Below are 15,698 nucleotides of genomic sequence, written 5' to 3' on the forward strand. Positions count from 1 at the left end.
ACAAATCCGACAAAAGCATTTTTTTTAAGCACCGGGTGACCGAAATGCCAGGAAGTTAACCGCCAGCGGGTGTACCTGGTGCCGGTATTGAGAGGGGGTAAGCCCGGTATATTTTTTAAACTCCCGGATCAGGTGCGGCTGATCAGCATAACCGGCATCATACGCCAGGGAGGTAAGGTGTGTGGAGGAGGGCGATGTTTTCAGGCAGCGGAGAAATACATGCAGTTTTACAATCCCCGCAAACTGCTTGGGAGAAACGCCGATGCCGGCGGTAAATGCCCGCTCCAGTTTTCGTTCGTGGCATCCCGTTAGTTGAGTAAGCTGCTGCACCGTCACCAGGCCCTTGCTGGCGGCAATAAAGCGCATGGCGGCAATTACGGGCGGCTGCACCGGAAAACTTTTCCCCGACAACCACGTACCGAAAAAGTCTTCCACCAGCTGGATCTTTTCGGAAATACCGGGTTGTTCCAGTAGCCTGTCATACAAAGTTTCTGCGGCAGTGCCGAATAACTCGGCTGTTGGTAAAATATCGTCTTTGAGTTCACCGGAAGGGATGCCAAGCAGGCTGTAGACAGCATGTGCGTGAAACACCACGATCATCAGGGAAATATGCCCATGGCCGTATAGATCTCGGAAGGCGTTTACCTGCCCATATACAAAGCTATCCGGTAAATAAGCGGGTGTATCATCGGCGGTAAACCCGCGGATCAGCCGGTCTTTAAACGAAAACACCCAACCGGTATGGCCATCGGCAAATAACCGGAGCTGCTTTACCGCTTCCGTGGTCGTTTCCAGGAAAAGGTAGTGTTTAATAAAACCAGATAGCGCTATGGATGGAGGTACCTGCATATAACGATGCAAATATACAGCGACTTTAGCTGGCAGCTTATTCGTACATGGCGTTTATTTCTTTTTCGAATTGTTGCTCTACCACTTTTCTCCTGAGCGAGAGCTTGGGCGTGAGAATGCCGTTATCGACGGTCCACTCGCCGGGGAGCAGGGTAAATTTCTTTACCTGTTCTACGTGTCCGAAGAGTGGGTTGTAGCGGTCCACCTGCTCCTGGATCAGCTGAATGACGGCAGGCAATTTGATCAGCTCCCGGTTATTGTCCGGCAAGGCAATCCCCTGGCTGGCCAGCCGGTTCCGCACCTGGTCGAAGCCAGGTACAATCAGTGCCGACACGAACTTACGGCCGGGGCCTACGATCATCATCTGTGCGATAAAAGGACTTTCCCTCATCTTGTTTTCAATGGCCTGGGGCGCCACATATTTTCCACCGGAAGTTTTAAATATTTCCTTTTTCCGGTCCGTGATTTTTAAGAACCTGTCTTCTACCCAAACACCTATATCGCCAGTAGCCAACCAGCCATCCGCTGAAATGACGGCGGCTGTTTGTTCAGGCTTTTTGTAATAGCCCAACATGATATTGGGCCCGCGGCAAATGATTTCTCCGTCTTCTGCCAGCTTTACTTCTATGCCATCGATCAGCGTACCTACGGTGCCAATGCGGCGGTCTTTACTTTCGATACGATTTACAGAAATAACCGGCGATGTTTCCGTTAAACCATAACCTTCCATCACGATAATACCTGCGGCAGTAAAAATGCGGATCAGCTTTTCCTGCATAGCAGCCGATCCGCTCACAATGGCGTCTACCCTGCCGCCCAGCGCTTCCCGCCACTTATTGAAGATGAGTTTATTGGCCAGGGCCAGCTGCACACGATAAAAAATGCTGCCCCGGTGGATATTATCATATCGTTTTCCCAGGTCGACTGCCCAAAAGAACAGCGCCCGTTTGATGCCTTTCAACTCCATGCCTTTTCCCATAATCCTTTCGTACACTTTTTCCAGTAAGCGGGGCACACAGGTAAATATCATCGGTTTTATCTCTCTCAGATTATCCCCAATGGTATCCATACTTTCGGCGTAATAAATGCTGAGTCCTGCCTGTATATAGATATACGTGACTGTTTTTTCGAAGATGTGGTTCAGCGGTAAAAAGCTAAGGCAGCGATCATCTTTGCGGGCAAACGAAAATGCAGGCATGGAGCCAAAGACATTACTCACAATGTTGCGATGGGTGAGCATCACTCCCTTGGGAGTACCGGTGGTACCGGAGGTATAGATGATGGTAGCTACCGTTTCGCCGGCAATGCGGTCGCATACAGCTTTTCGTTTGGCAGCGCCAGCCGGGGAAGCGGTGAGTGTTTTCCAGTGCTTTACGCCGGGTACTTCATCAAATGTATATACGTGGGTAAGTGTAGGAATATCTTTAAATGCTGGCTGGAAGCGGTCGTACAGCTCTTTACCGGCGAAGATCATGATACGTACTTCTGCCTCGTTGAGGATCAGTGCAAACTCGGTGGGACTGATCGTTGGATAAATAGGTGTGAGTATGGCGCCGGTTTGCTGAACCCCCAGGTCGGCGATAATCCACTCCGGCCTGTTTTGCGACACAAGGGCTATTTTTTCCTGTTTCTCCGGCAGCAATTCATCATTTTGTATCCCCAATTCCAGTAATCCATCGGCAAAGGCGGCTGCTTGTTCCATTACTTCCCGGCAAGTGAGGGTTTGCCAGGCGCCATTTACTTTTGAGGCAAGCATAATGCTGTTGGGACGTGCGGTGGCCTGCGCTGCGGCCAGATCAAATAACCTGTTCATATGATAACATTGTTTCGTGGACTCCTGACCGATAATAAATAAGTATAGGTGCTGCTCATCCGGATGATTACAGTGATAACCGTTGGGCCGGTGTTTGATGCCCGGTCCATGCTTCCAAAAATAATTATTCCCTGCTAAACTTTAGCTGAATTTTCACTTTTCTTCTTTTACCCGGTCCGCGCGGAATGTGCCATTAGGCTGCATTAGTTTTACAGCCGTCACCTGGTCCCCGTCTTCCACAAAGCTCAGTTTATAATTCTTTAGTTCCTTTACCCGGAAAAGGTGGCTGTCTTCCGCTTCCAGCGTGAAAGTGGGTTGTCCGGGTACATACACCTGCAACACATTATTGGCAGCAAGTTTAACGCTGATAGACAGGTCTCCGCCCTTATACTGTCCGGTAAATTTTTTAAGGACATCCGGCGATAGGTATAGCGTTTGGCCTACCCGGTTGAAGATAACCGGTCCGCCAATGGGATCGAAGGAAAACTGCAGCTGGTCTACTTCCCCGGTGGTGGCGAGAAGAAACTGTACCCTCATATTGGATTTGTATTTCACATCGATCACGGAGTCGGCTGCATTGAACGGGGAAAAGATGTCATAGTTTTCGTGGTACAGGTACCAGGTGATATAGGGAAACCTGGCGTATAAGGAATCATTTTTTACGTAGAGGTCAAAATACCCGTAGGCATCATTCTTATACTGCCCGGCGAATGCTGATAAAGGATGGGAAGCCGGGTGCGGGGTAAACGCGGAATCTTTTTCCGGTCCGGGGCCGCCGTCCTGCTTAGGCTTGGGCTTTTCTCTTTTCGTGGTATTGATACCCATCAGGTGATCAGAAACCAGGTCTGTTACCCGGGTAGGCACGGCAGAATTCTGCTGGTTACTGAGCACCACGATGCCGATGCTATCGGTAGGATAAAAGGCCGTCAGTGCAGTGAAACCATCTATATTGCCACCATGCTCTACGCGGTAATGCCCGCGGTAGGAAAACAGCATCCAGGCAAAGCCGTAGTTGAGGAACTGGGAATAAGTAGATTTGTTGTCTGGCAAACCTCCCCATACCACCATTTGCGAAGAGAGGGCTTCTTTTACATAATCGGCGGGAATGATTTCTTTTTTGTTGTAGACACCTCCATTGATCCAGGTGATCAGCCATTTCGACATATCCATTACCGTGCTATTGATGGCGCCTGCCGGGCCCATAGCGGTAATGGGATGGTATTTCATTTCCTTGATCTTGCTTTTATCATCTACTTCGTAACCCAGGGAGCGTTCCGGGGCGGCCGCTAATGCCACGGTACCGATAGACGATGCCTGCATACCCAGGGGTTCAAAAATCTGGCTGTTGATATTTTGTTCCCATGATTTGCCGGTGAGCTGCTCTGTTACCATGCCCTGCACCATGAACATGAAGTTATTGTATTGCCAGCGGGCGCGCAGGGGGAAATCGGGTTTCATATAATACATCCGTTTCAGGAGCGTATCCCGGGAGTCGGTGCCAAACAGGTACCAGGCCATATCATAGCGGGAATAACCGGTTCGGTGGCACATCATATCGCGGAGGGTTACCTGGTGGTCGAGGTCGGGGTTATTGAAATGCAGTGCCGGCAGGTAAGTAGTAGCCGGTTTATCGAAATCTACTTTCCCCTGCTGCCGCAGATTACCCAGCAGTGCGCTGGTAAAGGATTTGGTACAGGAGCCTATGGCAAAACGGGTATCAGGAGTAACCGGCAGCCTGGAGGCCAGGTCGCGATAACCAAACCCTTTGGCATATACCACTTTATTCTTTTCAACAACAGCAATGGCGAATCCGGCGGTATGGGTTTCTGCTAACATTTGTGTGAGCGCGGGTTCCAGCCTGGAGAGGGTGCTGATTCTGTCTGATAACTGCGCATGGGCAGTTGTTATTAATCCAAGGCAAACAAGGGAGGTGATTACGCCCTTAAGGGATGAAAATGTCATGTAGTATAATTATTCCCTGAATCTAACTGGAAATATTCAAAAATTACATTAATGTTTACTTAAATATAGTAAAGGCCCAATGAGGAATGCCTGTTTCAGGTAATATACTATTACATATGGGTAATTCACCATACTGCGTGCATTAAAAGAAATGCTACTTTAGTTTACACTTTGCTATGATCAACGTCAACCAGCTTTACACATCCTTTTGGGTCATGGGGGATCTTTCCGCGTTTAAGGAAATGATGAGGGCATTTACGCCTTCATTAAGGTATTTCGCGTACAGTATTGTGGGTAATGAGGAAGAAGCAGAAGAGATTGTAGCTGATGTATTTATTAAGGTATGGGAACAACGGCAACAGGTAGCCTGCCCGCAGAATGTTCGTTATTACCTGTTTAAAGCCGTTAGAAATACGGCATTGAACTATCTGAAAAGCCAGGGGCGCCGCGAGGCTCATCATGCTGCCTGGGAAATACAAGTGAACCGCCACCACCATCGCAATCCGGAAGATATTATGATCAGCAAAGAGCACCTGGATCTTATACAGGCTGCTATCCGGTCGTTGCCGCCACGCTGCCGGCAGGTATTCGTCCTCGTAAAAGAAGAAGGGCTTAGCTATGAAGAAGTAGCTACGTTGCTCGATATCTCCAAAGCCACCGTAAATGTACAAATGACCCTGGCCCTGAAAAAAATGTGGCTATCCCTGGGCACTACCTTGCTCTATTCCTACTCCTGAAATTTTTTCGTTTCGCTTAATTGTTTTTTGTTTGGGTGTTGTCTTTATAGCATATCCATGAATCATTATATTTTTGATAAATGACCAAACGGCTATGGGAGTTACTGTCCTTGCATTGGAACAATGAGATTTCCGATGAGGAAAAGGCAGAACTGGATGAGTTGTTATTGCAGCATCCGGGCGACTGGCTTCGGTCGGGGATGCTAAACCAGCTTTCGTTCAGCAGAAAATCTGCTGAGGACGAGGACGACGCTACCGCGCGCCTGATGGATAAGGTCACGCAGGCAATTGCTGCGGAGCCTCCGGCTGCTGAGCCGCCACGCCGCAAATGGCCGGTGCTTAAATTGCTGATGGGCTTTTTATTCGTGCTGGGCTGTGCAGGCGCGCTGTGGGGTTACCTCTATGGCGGTAAACAGAATGGGTATAAAATAGTGAGTACCGACGCAGGAATGCGAACAAAGATCCGCTTACCGGATGGTAGTACCATCTGGCTCAATGCCGGCAGCACGCTGCGCTATCCCACTAAAATGGATAAACATCAGCGGGAGGTATACCTCAGTGGGGAAGGATTTTTTGATATTAAACATGCAGCCAACCGGCCTTTTATTATTCATGCTGCTACCATGGATATCCGGGTGCTGGGCACTTCTTTCAATGTACGTTCGTATAAAGAAGAAGATTTTGAAGAAACGGCCGTGATATCCGGTGCGGTGGAAGTAATATTAAAAGAGGGACAACAGCGACTTAAAGTAGCTCCCAACGAAAAAGTAATTGTGCATACAGGGGCCGCGCCTTCCCGAAGAAATGTAGGCGTAGCCCGGGAGCAGGCCGGCAACGTGGCGGTAGAACGTCAACCGTTGTCGCCCATTTCAACGGCCGACAGCACACATGTACTGGAAACAGCCTGGATAAATAACCAGCTGATATTCCGTAATGAAACATTGCAAAGCCTGGCACTCCGGCTGGAACGCTGGTATGGCGTTAAAATCATTATCCGGGATCCGGAGCTGGCCGGCTCACGGTTTTCCGGCCGCGCCGACAACGTGTCCGTAGAAAAACTATTAAACATTTTACAGGAAATTCAACCATTCAAATATTCCATCCAGGACGATATCATAACAATTAACTAAAATCCAGCTATGATGCACGTTATCATGATTGGGGAGCGACCTCCCTAGTGGGAAAGCTATGCCCGGAATTTCCCGGTATTTTATTCCATATTCCACATTTTTTAAAGTATTCCTAAGAATTCTACAGGTTATGAAAATAGCAACCAAACTAATTTCGTTTGTAGTGCCATGTAATGGAAGTAAATTACTACTGATGTTCAAGTTTACTGGTGTTCTACTCTTTTTATTTTTCCAGGCTTCAGCAGCCGGATATTCACAAAACAACCTGTCGCTCTCCTTTGTAAAAGCAGATGCAGAAAAAGTATTCCGTTATCTCGAAAAAAAATCGGGCTATACTTTCTACTACAGCAACAGCGATATAGAAAAGCTGCCCAAGCTAACACTCACTATGGAAAAGGCCGACATCAAGGCCGTGCTCGAGGAAATCACCCATCAAACGGGACTGCATTACAGCATCCTGGAAAACAATATGGTGGTGCTAAAAAACGCCACGGAACAAATCCGCAGCAAAAAAATCAGTGGGAAAGTGGTAGATGAAAAAGGGAATCCCCTGCCCAATATCACCGTACAGATCAAAGGCACTACGCAGGGCGCCCTCACCTCCCCGGAAGGATTGTTTTCGCTGGAAGTACCAGACAATGCCATCCTCGTTATTTCTGCCATTGGCTTTCTCCGCCAGGAAGTAGTAGTAGGCGATCAGCGCCAGTTCTCCATCACGCTGAGAGAGGATGTGGCCGGCTTGAATGAAGTAGTGGTAGTAGGTTACGGCACCCAGGAAAAACATAAGCTCACCAGCGCCGTAGCTACCATATCGGGAGCCGATCTCAACAAACGCGTGGCCACCAACCCCGCCTCTCTCCTGCAAGGACAACTGCCCGGCCTACAGGTAACCCAGGGATCGGGAGAGCCAGGCAACGAAAATGTACAACTGCGGATTCGTGGTGTGAGCACCTTCAGCGGCGCGGGCAATGATCCATTAGTCATCATCGACGGACTACCCGGCAACATGAATATCCTCAATCCCAACGACATTGAATCGGTATCGGTATTGAAGGATGCGGCATCTGCTGCTATCTACGGATCACGCGGCGCCAACGGTGTGATCGTGGTGAAAACTAAAAAAGGGAAAGGAGGTTTTTCGCTTAGCTACAACTACAACCTCGGTATTTCCAAAGCCGCCAAACTGCCGGATATCATTACCAACTCAGCTGAATACATGCAGTTGTCGAATGAAGCGCGGACCAATTCCGGCCTGTCACCGCTCTATACCCAGCAGCAAATTGACCTCTACCAGAATGCCACCGACCGTGTTAAATATCCTAACCACAACTGGTTGAACGATATCTTCCAAACCGCTTATACCCAGAATCATTACCTGAACATGAGCGGTGGTAAAGACAACACCAACTATAGCCTGGGCGTAGGCATAAGCACCCAGCCCGGCGTACTGATTGGCTTCGACTACAAAAAATATACGCTCGACCTGGGCCTGAGTTCCAGGGTTAATAAAAGAATTACGGTAGGCGCCAATGTACAAATGCGTTATGCCGACAGAAAATATCCAGAAAATGGGGCAGGCGATATGTTCCTGTCTGCACTGGCACAGTCACCTTTGTACCCTGCTTCTGTAGATGGCAAGTGGATCAAAAAGGCCTATTCCAATGAACTGGGCAACAAAAACCCCGTAGCCATTGTACAGGAAGATATCCGCGTAAGAACCAGCGACTACTACGCACAGGGCAACCTGTCGCTCGATGTAGATATCGTAGATGGATTGAGATGGGAAAACAGGGCCGGTATGAATTACGACAACTACAAATTCAATGACTTCCGCCCTACTATTCCTACTTATTACTTTAGCGACATGAGTCCCGCCGGTTTACTCGATGACGGTACTCCCGGCCTTACGGTGGGCAATATGGGTTATCTCTATACCGTGTATTATTCACAGTTCACCTACAAGAAGAAATTCGGAGATCACCAGCTATCCGCATTGGCCGGTTATCAACAAGAGCTGAACAAAGCAGATACCTTAGGCGCCAGCCGTACGCAGTTTCCTACCAACGATTTACGGGAGCTTGATTTCGGTCCTAAAGATGGCCAGGCCAATAATGGAACTTCCGGACAATGGGGTATCCGCTCCTTTTATGGGAATGCCAATTATGATTACGCAGATAAATACCTGTTTGGCGCCAGCCTAAGATACGATGGTACTTCCAGGCTGCCTTCCAACACGCGCTGGGGTTTATTTTATTCCTTCTCCGGCGCCTGGAGAATGTCTTCAGAAGCCTTTATGAAAGACGTGTCATGGATCAATGACCTGAAGTTAAGGGCCTCCTGGGGACAGTTAGGTAATCAGAATATTGGAACTTACCCGTATCAGTCCACCCTCGACAATACCCCTTATGTATTTGGCACCAGCATTGCCACAGGCTTCAATGGCCGCCAGATCATTGATCCGGGACTTTCCTGGGAAACCACGCGGGTACTGGACTTTGGATTGAACCTGACCGCGCTGAATAATAAACTCAGCTTTACCGCCGACTGGTTCAACAAGTATACTTTTGATATTCTCCGCACCTCACAAGTACCGCTGTGGTTAGGATTACAACCACCTGTTATCAACAACGGCGCTGTAAGAAACAAGGGTGTGGAATTTAGCGTACAGTATAATGACCGCATCGGGAAAAATTTCACCTGGTATATAGGCGGTAACTTCCAGGCGTATAAAAACACGCTGGAGAAATTTGGTAAAAGAGAAATCAGTGGCACCACTATCCGGGAAGAAGGCCATTCGCTGGATGAATTTTACCTGTACACCTGGGATGGCATTTTCCAGAGTGCAGATGAAATCGCCAAATCGCCCAAACAGCCTGTCACGCCTACTCCTGGCGATCTGAAAATAAAAGATATCAATAACGATGGCGTGATTGATGATAAAGACCGCACTTACATCAAAGGGAAATACCCTTCTTTCCAGTATGCCATTAACCTGGGCGCCTCCTGGAAAAATTTTGACCTGAGTGCCCAACTGTATGCCTCCGAAGGACAAAAAATTTATGTGAACGGCTGGGGTATAGAACCTTTCAGACAAGGCTCTGTACCGACCACTGCGTGGAGAGACCGCTGGACGCCAACGAACCATACCAACACGATGCCTAAGATTTATGTAGCAGATGGTTATCAACCCGTACAGAATTATGCATCTACCTATTTCCTGAAAGATGCGTCTTTCCTGCGTTTGAGGAATGTACAACTGGGCTATAACTTACCTGCTCCCATGCTGAAACAGGTGGGTATTAAATCGCTCCGGGTATATTTCACCGCCGACAATGTATTTACCATCAGCAAGTTTCCCGGACTGGATCCTGAGCGCGTAAGCAGCGGCAACTATGTTACCTATCCGCAAACAAAGACCTACACCTTTGGTGCGATGGTACAGTTTTAATTTCTTCCTGTTAAATGACTAGTTATGAAAAAATATCAGCAATTATTAATATTAGTAGGAATAGCGATGATCATAGGCAGCGGCTGTGGTAAAAATGTGCTGGATGTAACGCCGCCGGATAAGCTGGCCTCCTCCCTTTTCTGGAAAACACCTGATGATGCCGACAAAGCACTTACCGGTTTATACAATACTTTATACGCAAGCAGTGGCGGATATGCTACTTCCCAGTACACTGTATTTGCCTGGGATAACTTTACCGATGATTCCTATGGGCAATACAACTACGGTGGTGGCCTCAATGCACTGACCGGTGGTATTACGCCACAGTCGGGCGATTTTGTGTTATCATATTATACCAACTGTTACCAGGCGATTGCCTCTGTAAATAGTTTCCTCGCCAACGTAGACAAAGTGCTGAGCGGCGATAAACTTACCCAATACAAGGGAGAAGCTTATTTCCTGCGGGCATTCAACTACTTCTGGCTGGCACAGCTCTACGGCAATACCGTAATTGTAACAGAAGATCCGTTTAGCCTCGACTATAAATCCAGCCGGGCTAAATCAGATCGCGATGCCGTACTCAAGCAGGTGCTGACGGACCTCGATGCTGCTATCGCCGCGCTGCCTGACGATGCCTATGGTAATGGACATGCTGTAAAGAGCACTGCCCAGGGATATAAAGTACGGGTATTGCTTTTCCAGAAAAACTATGCAGCAGCTGCTGCCCTGGCACAGCAAATCATTACCGGCAACAAATATTCACTGAATCCGAGTTATGCCGGCAACTTCTATAAGCCTGATCAGAATAACAGTAAGGAGATTATGTTTTCTGTGAAATATCTTCGTCCCAATGTGCTGCACCAGGATGTGGCTATTTCCGTGAATCTGCAACGCTGGAAGGGAGAGCAAGGCACCCAGGACCTGATTGACGAATATGAAGCCGCCGATGGAAAAGATACCGCCTCCTCTGCCGTGTATGTACCTGGCAAGCCATACGAACACCGTGATCCGCGTATGCGCCAAACTTTCTTTTTCCCTGGCGATACTAAAGCACAAGGCTGGCCATTTACAGGCGCCCTGGCGATTGCCACCCCGGGTAAAGATAGTTGGACTACCGGCTACTATGCCGTAAAGAAATGGCTGGATCCTTCCCTTGTAGATCCCGACTATGGTACCATTGATGACAATGACTTTATATTGCTGCGTTTTGCCGACGTGCTACTCATGTATGCAGAAGCCCAAAATGAAGTGGCCGGCCCTGATGCCTCCGTATATGCCGCTATTAAGCTGGTGAGAAACCGCAGTAATATGCCCGACTTACCTGCGGGTTTATCGCAAACCCAGATGCGGGCCAAAATCCGGCATGAAAGAAGAGTGGAATTTGCCCTGGAAGGACTCCGCTACTTCGACCTGAGAAGATGGGGAATTGCTGCCCAGAAACTGAATGGGTTTGTGCCTAATCCGCTGCAGCCCACCATCAAAACCAAGTATCTGCCTCAGTATGATTTCTGGCCTATTCCACAAACAGAAATAGATAGAAATGCACCGGTGTTGATACAGAATACAGGATATTAATAGAAAGCCGAAAGGAAAAAGCTATTATAGCGAGTAATTATCCGCATGGATCATTCGCTATAATAGCTTTTTGCTTTCAGCTTTCAGCTCTTTACTTCCAGCCTTCACCATCTGTTATAAGGCCTCGTCGTCAAATTCGCATTATAATACCGGGCATCAGTTGTCACTTCTTCCGTTACCCACGCTGGTCGTTCAAAAGATTCGTCTTCGCTTTCCAGCTCTATCTCTGCCACGATCAAACCGGCATTATCCCCCAGGAATTCATCGATCTCCCAAACTTTATCCTGGTAGGTAAGAGTATACCTGATCTTCGACAGCTCAGCGATCGCAAACTGATCTAACAAGGCGCTGGCTTCTTCCATCGGTATTTCATATTCAAATTCTGCCCGGGTGGCGCCGGTCGACTTCCCTTTGATCGTCAAAAAACCTTTGGTGGGTGTGAGGCGTACCCGGATGGTCTTATGCGGGTCCAACAGGAGATATCCCTGCCTGTAACGCTCTCCCACAGGTTTCTCCGCCTGCTGCCATTGTGCTGCGTTTACCAAAAACTTCCTTTCTATTTCCTGTCCCATTCCTGGTCATTTTTATTGATGAGGCGATCGATTCGTGCTTTTTGCCGCAGATGGTGTTGCATATGCATGGTGGTAAACTGTAACCATTCTGCTGCGCTAAAAAAATGTAACCCCGGGTGCATGGTTTTGCCCCTGGCCTGCGTAATATCGGTAGCTGATAGTAGTTGTTGTACATCGTACTTTACCTGCTCCAATCCCTGTAAGAGTGCGGCTTTGTTCACTGGCTGCGATACGCTGTCGTAAGTAGCCGGTCCTGTTATCGACACATCGGGAAATCCCTCTCGCGCAAAGATCGCTTTAGCATCAGGGTGCATCTCTTTATCGCTATCCCCGGTAGCCAGTAAGGCGGCCTTCATTTGTTCGATATGATACGCTGTATCGTCGATCAGGTGCATATATAGCTGCCCTAATGACCAGGCTCCCGGCGCTGGCGATAGCAACAATTGTTCCCAGGAGTAATGGTCCAGGAAAGCCATCCATTGATCAACAGCCTCATTAAAACGCTGTAGTAGCGCGTCGTGTGATATCATGCAGTGGTATCAAATTTTATGAATTTAATCTACGAGCCCGTCTTCGCGCAGCTTGTCGAAAGCCATTAACACGCCCGCTACCTGATGGGCTTCCATTTGATAACTGGCAGGCGTAAAGTATCGCAGGGCGCCAATTTCAGCAGAGGGAACGGGCTCCTGTTCCAGCTCATGCAAAAAACAATGTTGTCGCATTTCCAGGTTATCTTCACCAAAAGCCGGCGCCGTAATAAAGTAGTACCATCGCAGGCTTTCTTCCGGTAAACGGATATTCAGCTCTTCATTAATTTCCCGTTGCAGGGCTGCTACCGCCGTTTCTCCCGGATCTACCTTTCCTCCCGGCAAATACCAGGCGCCTTTGTTATTACTATAGGCAAGCAATAGCCGACGGTTTTTCACCACAATCAGGCCCGCACAATCTATATGTTTCATAGTGCAAAAATAAGAAAGCTACCTGTTTAAATACCGGGAAGTATTATTTCGGGCATGTACCCGGCCTGGAACGCCCGGATGATGGAAGCCGGCGTTAGCACCATTACCGTTGCATCGGAGCTGACGGCTACAGATGCACCATAGCCAAAAGGCGACCAGGGATAAGCCGCTTGCCGGAATACCAGGCAGGGCTGTTCTTTTATGACGATAAAAGCACCGTCCGGTAGTTGTCCAAAAGTATCTTCATAGGTGATCTTTTCCTTCTTCCTGTTGATTCTTTCCTGTTGTAAAATCTTATCTATTTCCTGGATCGATACCTCCGTAGTAAATCCATATTGCGGATTGCCTGCCAGCCAGCAGGATTTAAAATGCTGATAAGCCGGACGCCTGCATTCAAAGCAGGGACGGTGGCCTGCGGAGAAGGCAGTAGCTTCATCGAGGAAAAACAATTCGGTATAACGACCGGGCGCCATCACCGTTCGTTTGCGGTTTTTGAATTGCAGTACACAGGTGATCCAGGCAGTAGATTTATATGCCCGGCAAATATGTTGCTGCTCATCATGCAATATGCCCCGGTTGCCCATCCAGCCACCATGGGCGCTGGTTTTAATCAGCTGGCCGAATGGGTCTACCCTGTTTTGTAACATACCCCACACATTTTATCCTATTGAAATTAAGAAAGTTTTACCGTTTAGAAACTGCGTACAGGTGTTCAGGGATTTGAGCCAATACCGATTCTTCCACTCTCTCTCCAAACCCGTATAATTGCTGAAAACTCATGAGCAGCGGCCGCCACTTATCCGGATCTACGCGGTTGAGGTGCCCATCCATCAGAATGCTGGGGTGAAGGTGTACCTGGATTATATCCAGGTGAATGATACATATACTTTGTGTGGTGCCCAGGGAATGTACTGCCGATACCGTGGCTTCCAGGTGTACGGGGCATTCCGCTACACGGGGTGCGGATACTTTATCAGCGGGCAATGGTGTAAAACGGGCTGTTTCGAATTTATGAGGTTCAAACCGATAACCTTTTTGCTGTTTAAATTCCGGAACCGGGTTACTGCCGGTCGTGAGTGCCAGGCGGTTTACGCCGGCAACTTCTTTTACTGAAGGAAGATTGAGTACGCAGGTGCGGGTGCGCAACAGGTTTTGGGTCGTTTTGGAGGAGGCTCCCAGTCCCAATACACATCCTTGTCCCAGCCAGAAAGCTGATGACATGGGTGCTAGGTTAGCTGATCCGTCTTCATTGAGTGTGCTGATTAATACAACCGGTGTTCCAAAGTAGAGTATAGCCGGTTCACTGACTACATGCATAACGTCTGTTTTTACAGTAAAGGTGACGTTTGCACAGGGTGTACACAACCCGTTTCTTGCGGAGATGTACCGGCTTATAGCATATCTATCTTCTGCCGCATTGTTCGTTTATCCGTCTCCGTTATTGCCATTTCGTATGCCCGTTGAAAATGTTCGCGGGCCTTGTTGGGGTTAATACTGCTATACAGCTCTCCCAGCAGGGCAAAATAAAAGTGGTTGTTTTCCAGCTTCAATTTTTCCGCTTCGGTAATAGCAATGGCTGCGCCGTATACCTTAGCGAGGGCATAGGTTCGGTTGAGCGCAGCAATAGGAGAATAGGCTACCTGGAGCAGGCGGTTATAGAGTTGCAGCACCTGTTCCCATTTTTCGGGCGTATCATTTTTTTGTGTACTCCAGTAGGCTATTGCCGCTTCGAGGTGGTAACGGGAAAGCCGTTGGCCTTCTGAAGCCCTGTGCAGGAACCATGCTCCACGGCCTATCAGTTCCTGGTTCCAGCGGGTTTCGTCCTGGTCGTGGTACAATATAATTTCCCCGTTGTCGCTTTTACGGGCTTCAAACCGGGAAGCATGAAAACACATCAATGCAAACAGGGCATTGACTTCCGGCTGGTTGGTGGCTTCGTACGCTATCAATAAATAGGTGAGCCGCATTGCTTCCAGGCAAAGGTCTTCCCGTAGTACGGCATCCTGGCTTTCTGAGTAGTAGCCTTCGTTAAACAGCAGGTACAAAGTTGTGAGCACCGCATCGAGACGCTGGTTGATTTCCGTGGGCGGGGGGAATTCAATGGGAATTTTTTCATCTCTTAACTTCTCTTTTGCCCGGAACAATCTTTTATTGATCACTTCTTTGTTCGTTAAAAAAGCGTTGGCAATTTCAGGGATCCCAAAGCCACAAAGAATACGAAGGGCCAGTCCTATCTGGGCTTCCACCGGGATAGCGGGGTGACAAATGGCAAACAACATCTGTAGCTGGCTGTCTGTAATATTTTTTTCCGAGAGATTGATATCCAGCTGTTCGCTGTCTGTTGCCACGGCCTTCATCTGCGGGGCTATCTTTTCTGCAAAGTGCTGGTGGCGTAAAAGATAATTCCTGGTTTTATTCTTTGCCACCAGGTACAACCAGGCCACCGGGTTCTCCGGAATACCCTTGTAGGGCCATACTTCCAGGGCAGACAAAAACGTTTCGCCGGCGATATCTTCCGCAACAGCGATGTTTTCTATCCCAAAAGCCTTGCAGAGCACTGCAGTGATCTTCCGGAATTCAGTCCTGAATAAATGTGGTATTAAGGCCGGTTGTTCCATGACATAAAAATAAAACAGTCCCGGTAGCGATGTTA

At 48.4% G+C, this 15,698-nt stretch carries 13 protein-coding genes; 4 read left to right on the top strand and 9 right to left on the bottom strand.

Features of this window, described 5'->3' with window-relative positions:
* Nucleotides 1–24: 24 nt before the first annotated feature.
* From HGH90_RS04330 to HGH90_RS04340, 3 genes are all read right to left on the bottom strand, one after another.
* Nucleotides 25–861 carry a helix-turn-helix domain-containing protein gene (locus HGH90_RS04330; protein ID WP_169190471.1) on the bottom strand — a complete coding sequence of 279 codons (837 nt, stop codon included), beginning with the start codon at nucleotides 859–861 and terminating at the stop codon, nucleotides 25–27.
* A 25-nt stretch (nucleotides 862–886) separates the two neighbouring features.
* Complete coding sequence (locus tag HGH90_RS04335; protein WP_169190472.1) at nucleotides 887–2,662, bottom strand: AMP-dependent synthetase/ligase; 1,776 nt, start codon at nucleotides 2,660–2,662, stop codon at nucleotides 887–889.
* A 153-nt stretch (nucleotides 2,663–2,815) separates the two neighbouring features.
* Complete coding sequence (locus HGH90_RS04340; protein WP_168763764.1) at nucleotides 2,816–4,624, bottom strand: serine hydrolase; 1,809 nt, start codon at nucleotides 4,622–4,624, stop codon at nucleotides 2,816–2,818.
* A 176-nt stretch (nucleotides 4,625–4,800) separates the two neighbouring features.
* On the opposite strand from HGH90_RS04340, the gene HGH90_RS04345 reads away from it, so the two are divergent.
* The 4 genes from HGH90_RS04345 (at nucleotide 4,801) to HGH90_RS04360 (ending at nucleotide 11,514) form a co-directional block, all read left to right on the top strand.
* Entirely contained in the window at nucleotides 4,801–5,361 is a 561-nt protein-coding gene (locus HGH90_RS04345; RefSeq protein ID WP_168763766.1) for an RNA polymerase sigma-70 factor, read from the top strand.
* Between the two features lie 80 nt (nucleotides 5,362–5,441).
* On the top strand, nucleotides 5,442–6,491 hold the full coding sequence (locus tag HGH90_RS04350; RefSeq protein ID WP_168763768.1) for a FecR family protein: 1,050 nt from the start codon (nucleotides 5,442–5,444) through the stop codon (nucleotides 6,489–6,491).
* A 193-nt stretch (nucleotides 6,492–6,684) separates the two neighbouring features.
* Complete coding sequence (locus HGH90_RS04355) at nucleotides 6,685–9,939, top strand: SusC/RagA family TonB-linked outer membrane protein (RefSeq protein WP_168763770.1); 3,255 nt, start codon at nucleotides 6,685–6,687, stop codon at nucleotides 9,937–9,939.
* A gap of 24 nt (nucleotides 9,940–9,963) precedes the next feature.
* A complete protein-coding gene (locus HGH90_RS04360) occupies nucleotides 9,964–11,514 on the top strand; it encodes a RagB/SusD family nutrient uptake outer membrane protein (RefSeq protein ID WP_168763772.1) in 1,551 nt (516 codons plus the stop codon).
* Between the two features lie 104 nt (nucleotides 11,515–11,618).
* On the opposite strand, the gene HGH90_RS04365 is transcribed toward HGH90_RS04360, so the two are convergent.
* The 6 genes from HGH90_RS04365 to HGH90_RS04390 all read right to left on the bottom strand — a co-directional run bounded on the left by HGH90_RS04365 (nucleotide 11,619) and on the right by HGH90_RS04390 (nucleotide 15,663).
* On the bottom strand, nucleotides 11,619–12,086 hold the full coding sequence (locus HGH90_RS04365; protein ID WP_168763774.1) for a CYTH domain-containing protein: 468 nt from the start codon (nucleotides 12,084–12,086) through the stop codon (nucleotides 11,619–11,621).
* A complete protein-coding gene (locus HGH90_RS04370; protein WP_168763776.1) occupies nucleotides 12,071–12,616 on the bottom strand; it encodes a DinB family protein in 546 nt (181 codons plus the stop codon). Before HGH90_RS04370 ends, HGH90_RS04365 begins: the two co-directional genes overlap by 16 nt.
* Before the next feature lie 24 nt (nucleotides 12,617–12,640).
* Nucleotides 12,641–13,045, bottom strand: coding sequence for an NUDIX hydrolase (locus HGH90_RS04375; RefSeq protein WP_168763778.1), 405 nt, complete (start codon nucleotides 13,043–13,045; stop codon nucleotides 12,641–12,643).
* Between the two features lie 26 nt (nucleotides 13,046–13,071).
* The gene (locus tag HGH90_RS04380; RefSeq protein WP_168763780.1) at nucleotides 13,072–13,692 is read right to left on the bottom strand and encodes a hypothetical protein; all 621 of its coding nucleotides are present in this window, start codon (nucleotides 13,690–13,692) and stop codon (nucleotides 13,072–13,074) included.
* Nucleotides 13,693–13,729: 37 nt separating this feature from the next.
* Complete coding sequence (locus tag HGH90_RS04385; RefSeq protein ID WP_168763782.1) at nucleotides 13,730–14,362, bottom strand: flavin reductase family protein; 633 nt, start codon at nucleotides 14,360–14,362, stop codon at nucleotides 13,730–13,732.
* A 74-nt stretch (nucleotides 14,363–14,436) separates the two neighbouring features.
* Nucleotides 14,437–15,663 carry an RNA polymerase sigma factor gene (locus tag HGH90_RS04390; protein ID WP_168763784.1) on the bottom strand — a complete coding sequence of 409 codons (1,227 nt, stop codon included), beginning with the start codon at nucleotides 15,661–15,663 and terminating at the stop codon, nucleotides 14,437–14,439.
* Between the last annotated feature and the right edge of the window lie 35 nt (nucleotides 15,664–15,698).

This window comes from Chitinophaga sp. Ak27 (assembly GCF_012726295.1).
In the GTDB taxonomy this organism is placed as follows: Bacteria; Bacteroidota; Bacteroidia; order Chitinophagales; family Chitinophagaceae; genus Chitinophaga.

What these genes read in the sequence shown, in the direction of transcription:
- HGH90_RS04375 (WP_168763778.1), bottom strand. Translation starts at nt 13,045, where the DNA reads ATGAAACATATAGATTGTGCGGGCCTGATTGTGGTGAAAAACCGTCGG.
- HGH90_RS04370 (WP_168763776.1), bottom strand. Translation starts at nt 12,616, where the DNA reads ATGATATCACACGACGCGCTACTACAGCGTTTTAATGAGGCTGTTGAT.
- HGH90_RS04335 (WP_169190472.1), bottom strand. Translation starts at nt 2,662, where the DNA reads ATGAACAGGTTATTTGATCTGGCCGCAGCGCAGGCCACCGCACGTCCC.
- HGH90_RS04355 (WP_168763770.1), top strand. Translation starts at nt 6,685, where the DNA reads ATGTTCAAGTTTACTGGTGTTCTACTCTTTTTATTTTTCCAGGCTTCA.
- HGH90_RS04390 (WP_168763784.1), bottom strand. Translation starts at nt 15,663, where the DNA reads ATGGAACAACCGGCCTTAATACCACATTTATTCAGGACTGAATTCCGG.
- HGH90_RS04365 (WP_168763774.1), bottom strand. Translation starts at nt 12,086, where the DNA reads ATGGGACAGGAAATAGAAAGGAAGTTTTTGGTAAACGCAGCACAATGG.
- HGH90_RS04340 (WP_168763764.1), bottom strand. Translation starts at nt 4,624, where the DNA reads ATGACATTTTCATCCCTTAAGGGCGTAATCACCTCCCTTGTTTGCCTT.
- HGH90_RS04350 (WP_168763768.1), top strand. Translation starts at nt 5,442, where the DNA reads ATGACCAAACGGCTATGGGAGTTACTGTCCTTGCATTGGAACAATGAG.
- HGH90_RS04380 (WP_168763780.1), bottom strand. Translation starts at nt 13,692, where the DNA reads ATGTTACAAAACAGGGTAGACCCATTCGGCCAGCTGATTAAAACCAGC.
- HGH90_RS04360 (WP_168763772.1), top strand. Translation starts at nt 9,964, where the DNA reads ATGAAAAAATATCAGCAATTATTAATATTAGTAGGAATAGCGATGATC.
- HGH90_RS04385 (WP_168763782.1), bottom strand. Translation starts at nt 14,362, where the DNA reads ATGCATGTAGTCAGTGAACCGGCTATACTCTACTTTGGAACACCGGTT.
- HGH90_RS04345 (WP_168763766.1), top strand. Translation starts at nt 4,801, where the DNA reads ATGATCAACGTCAACCAGCTTTACACATCCTTTTGGGTCATGGGGGAT.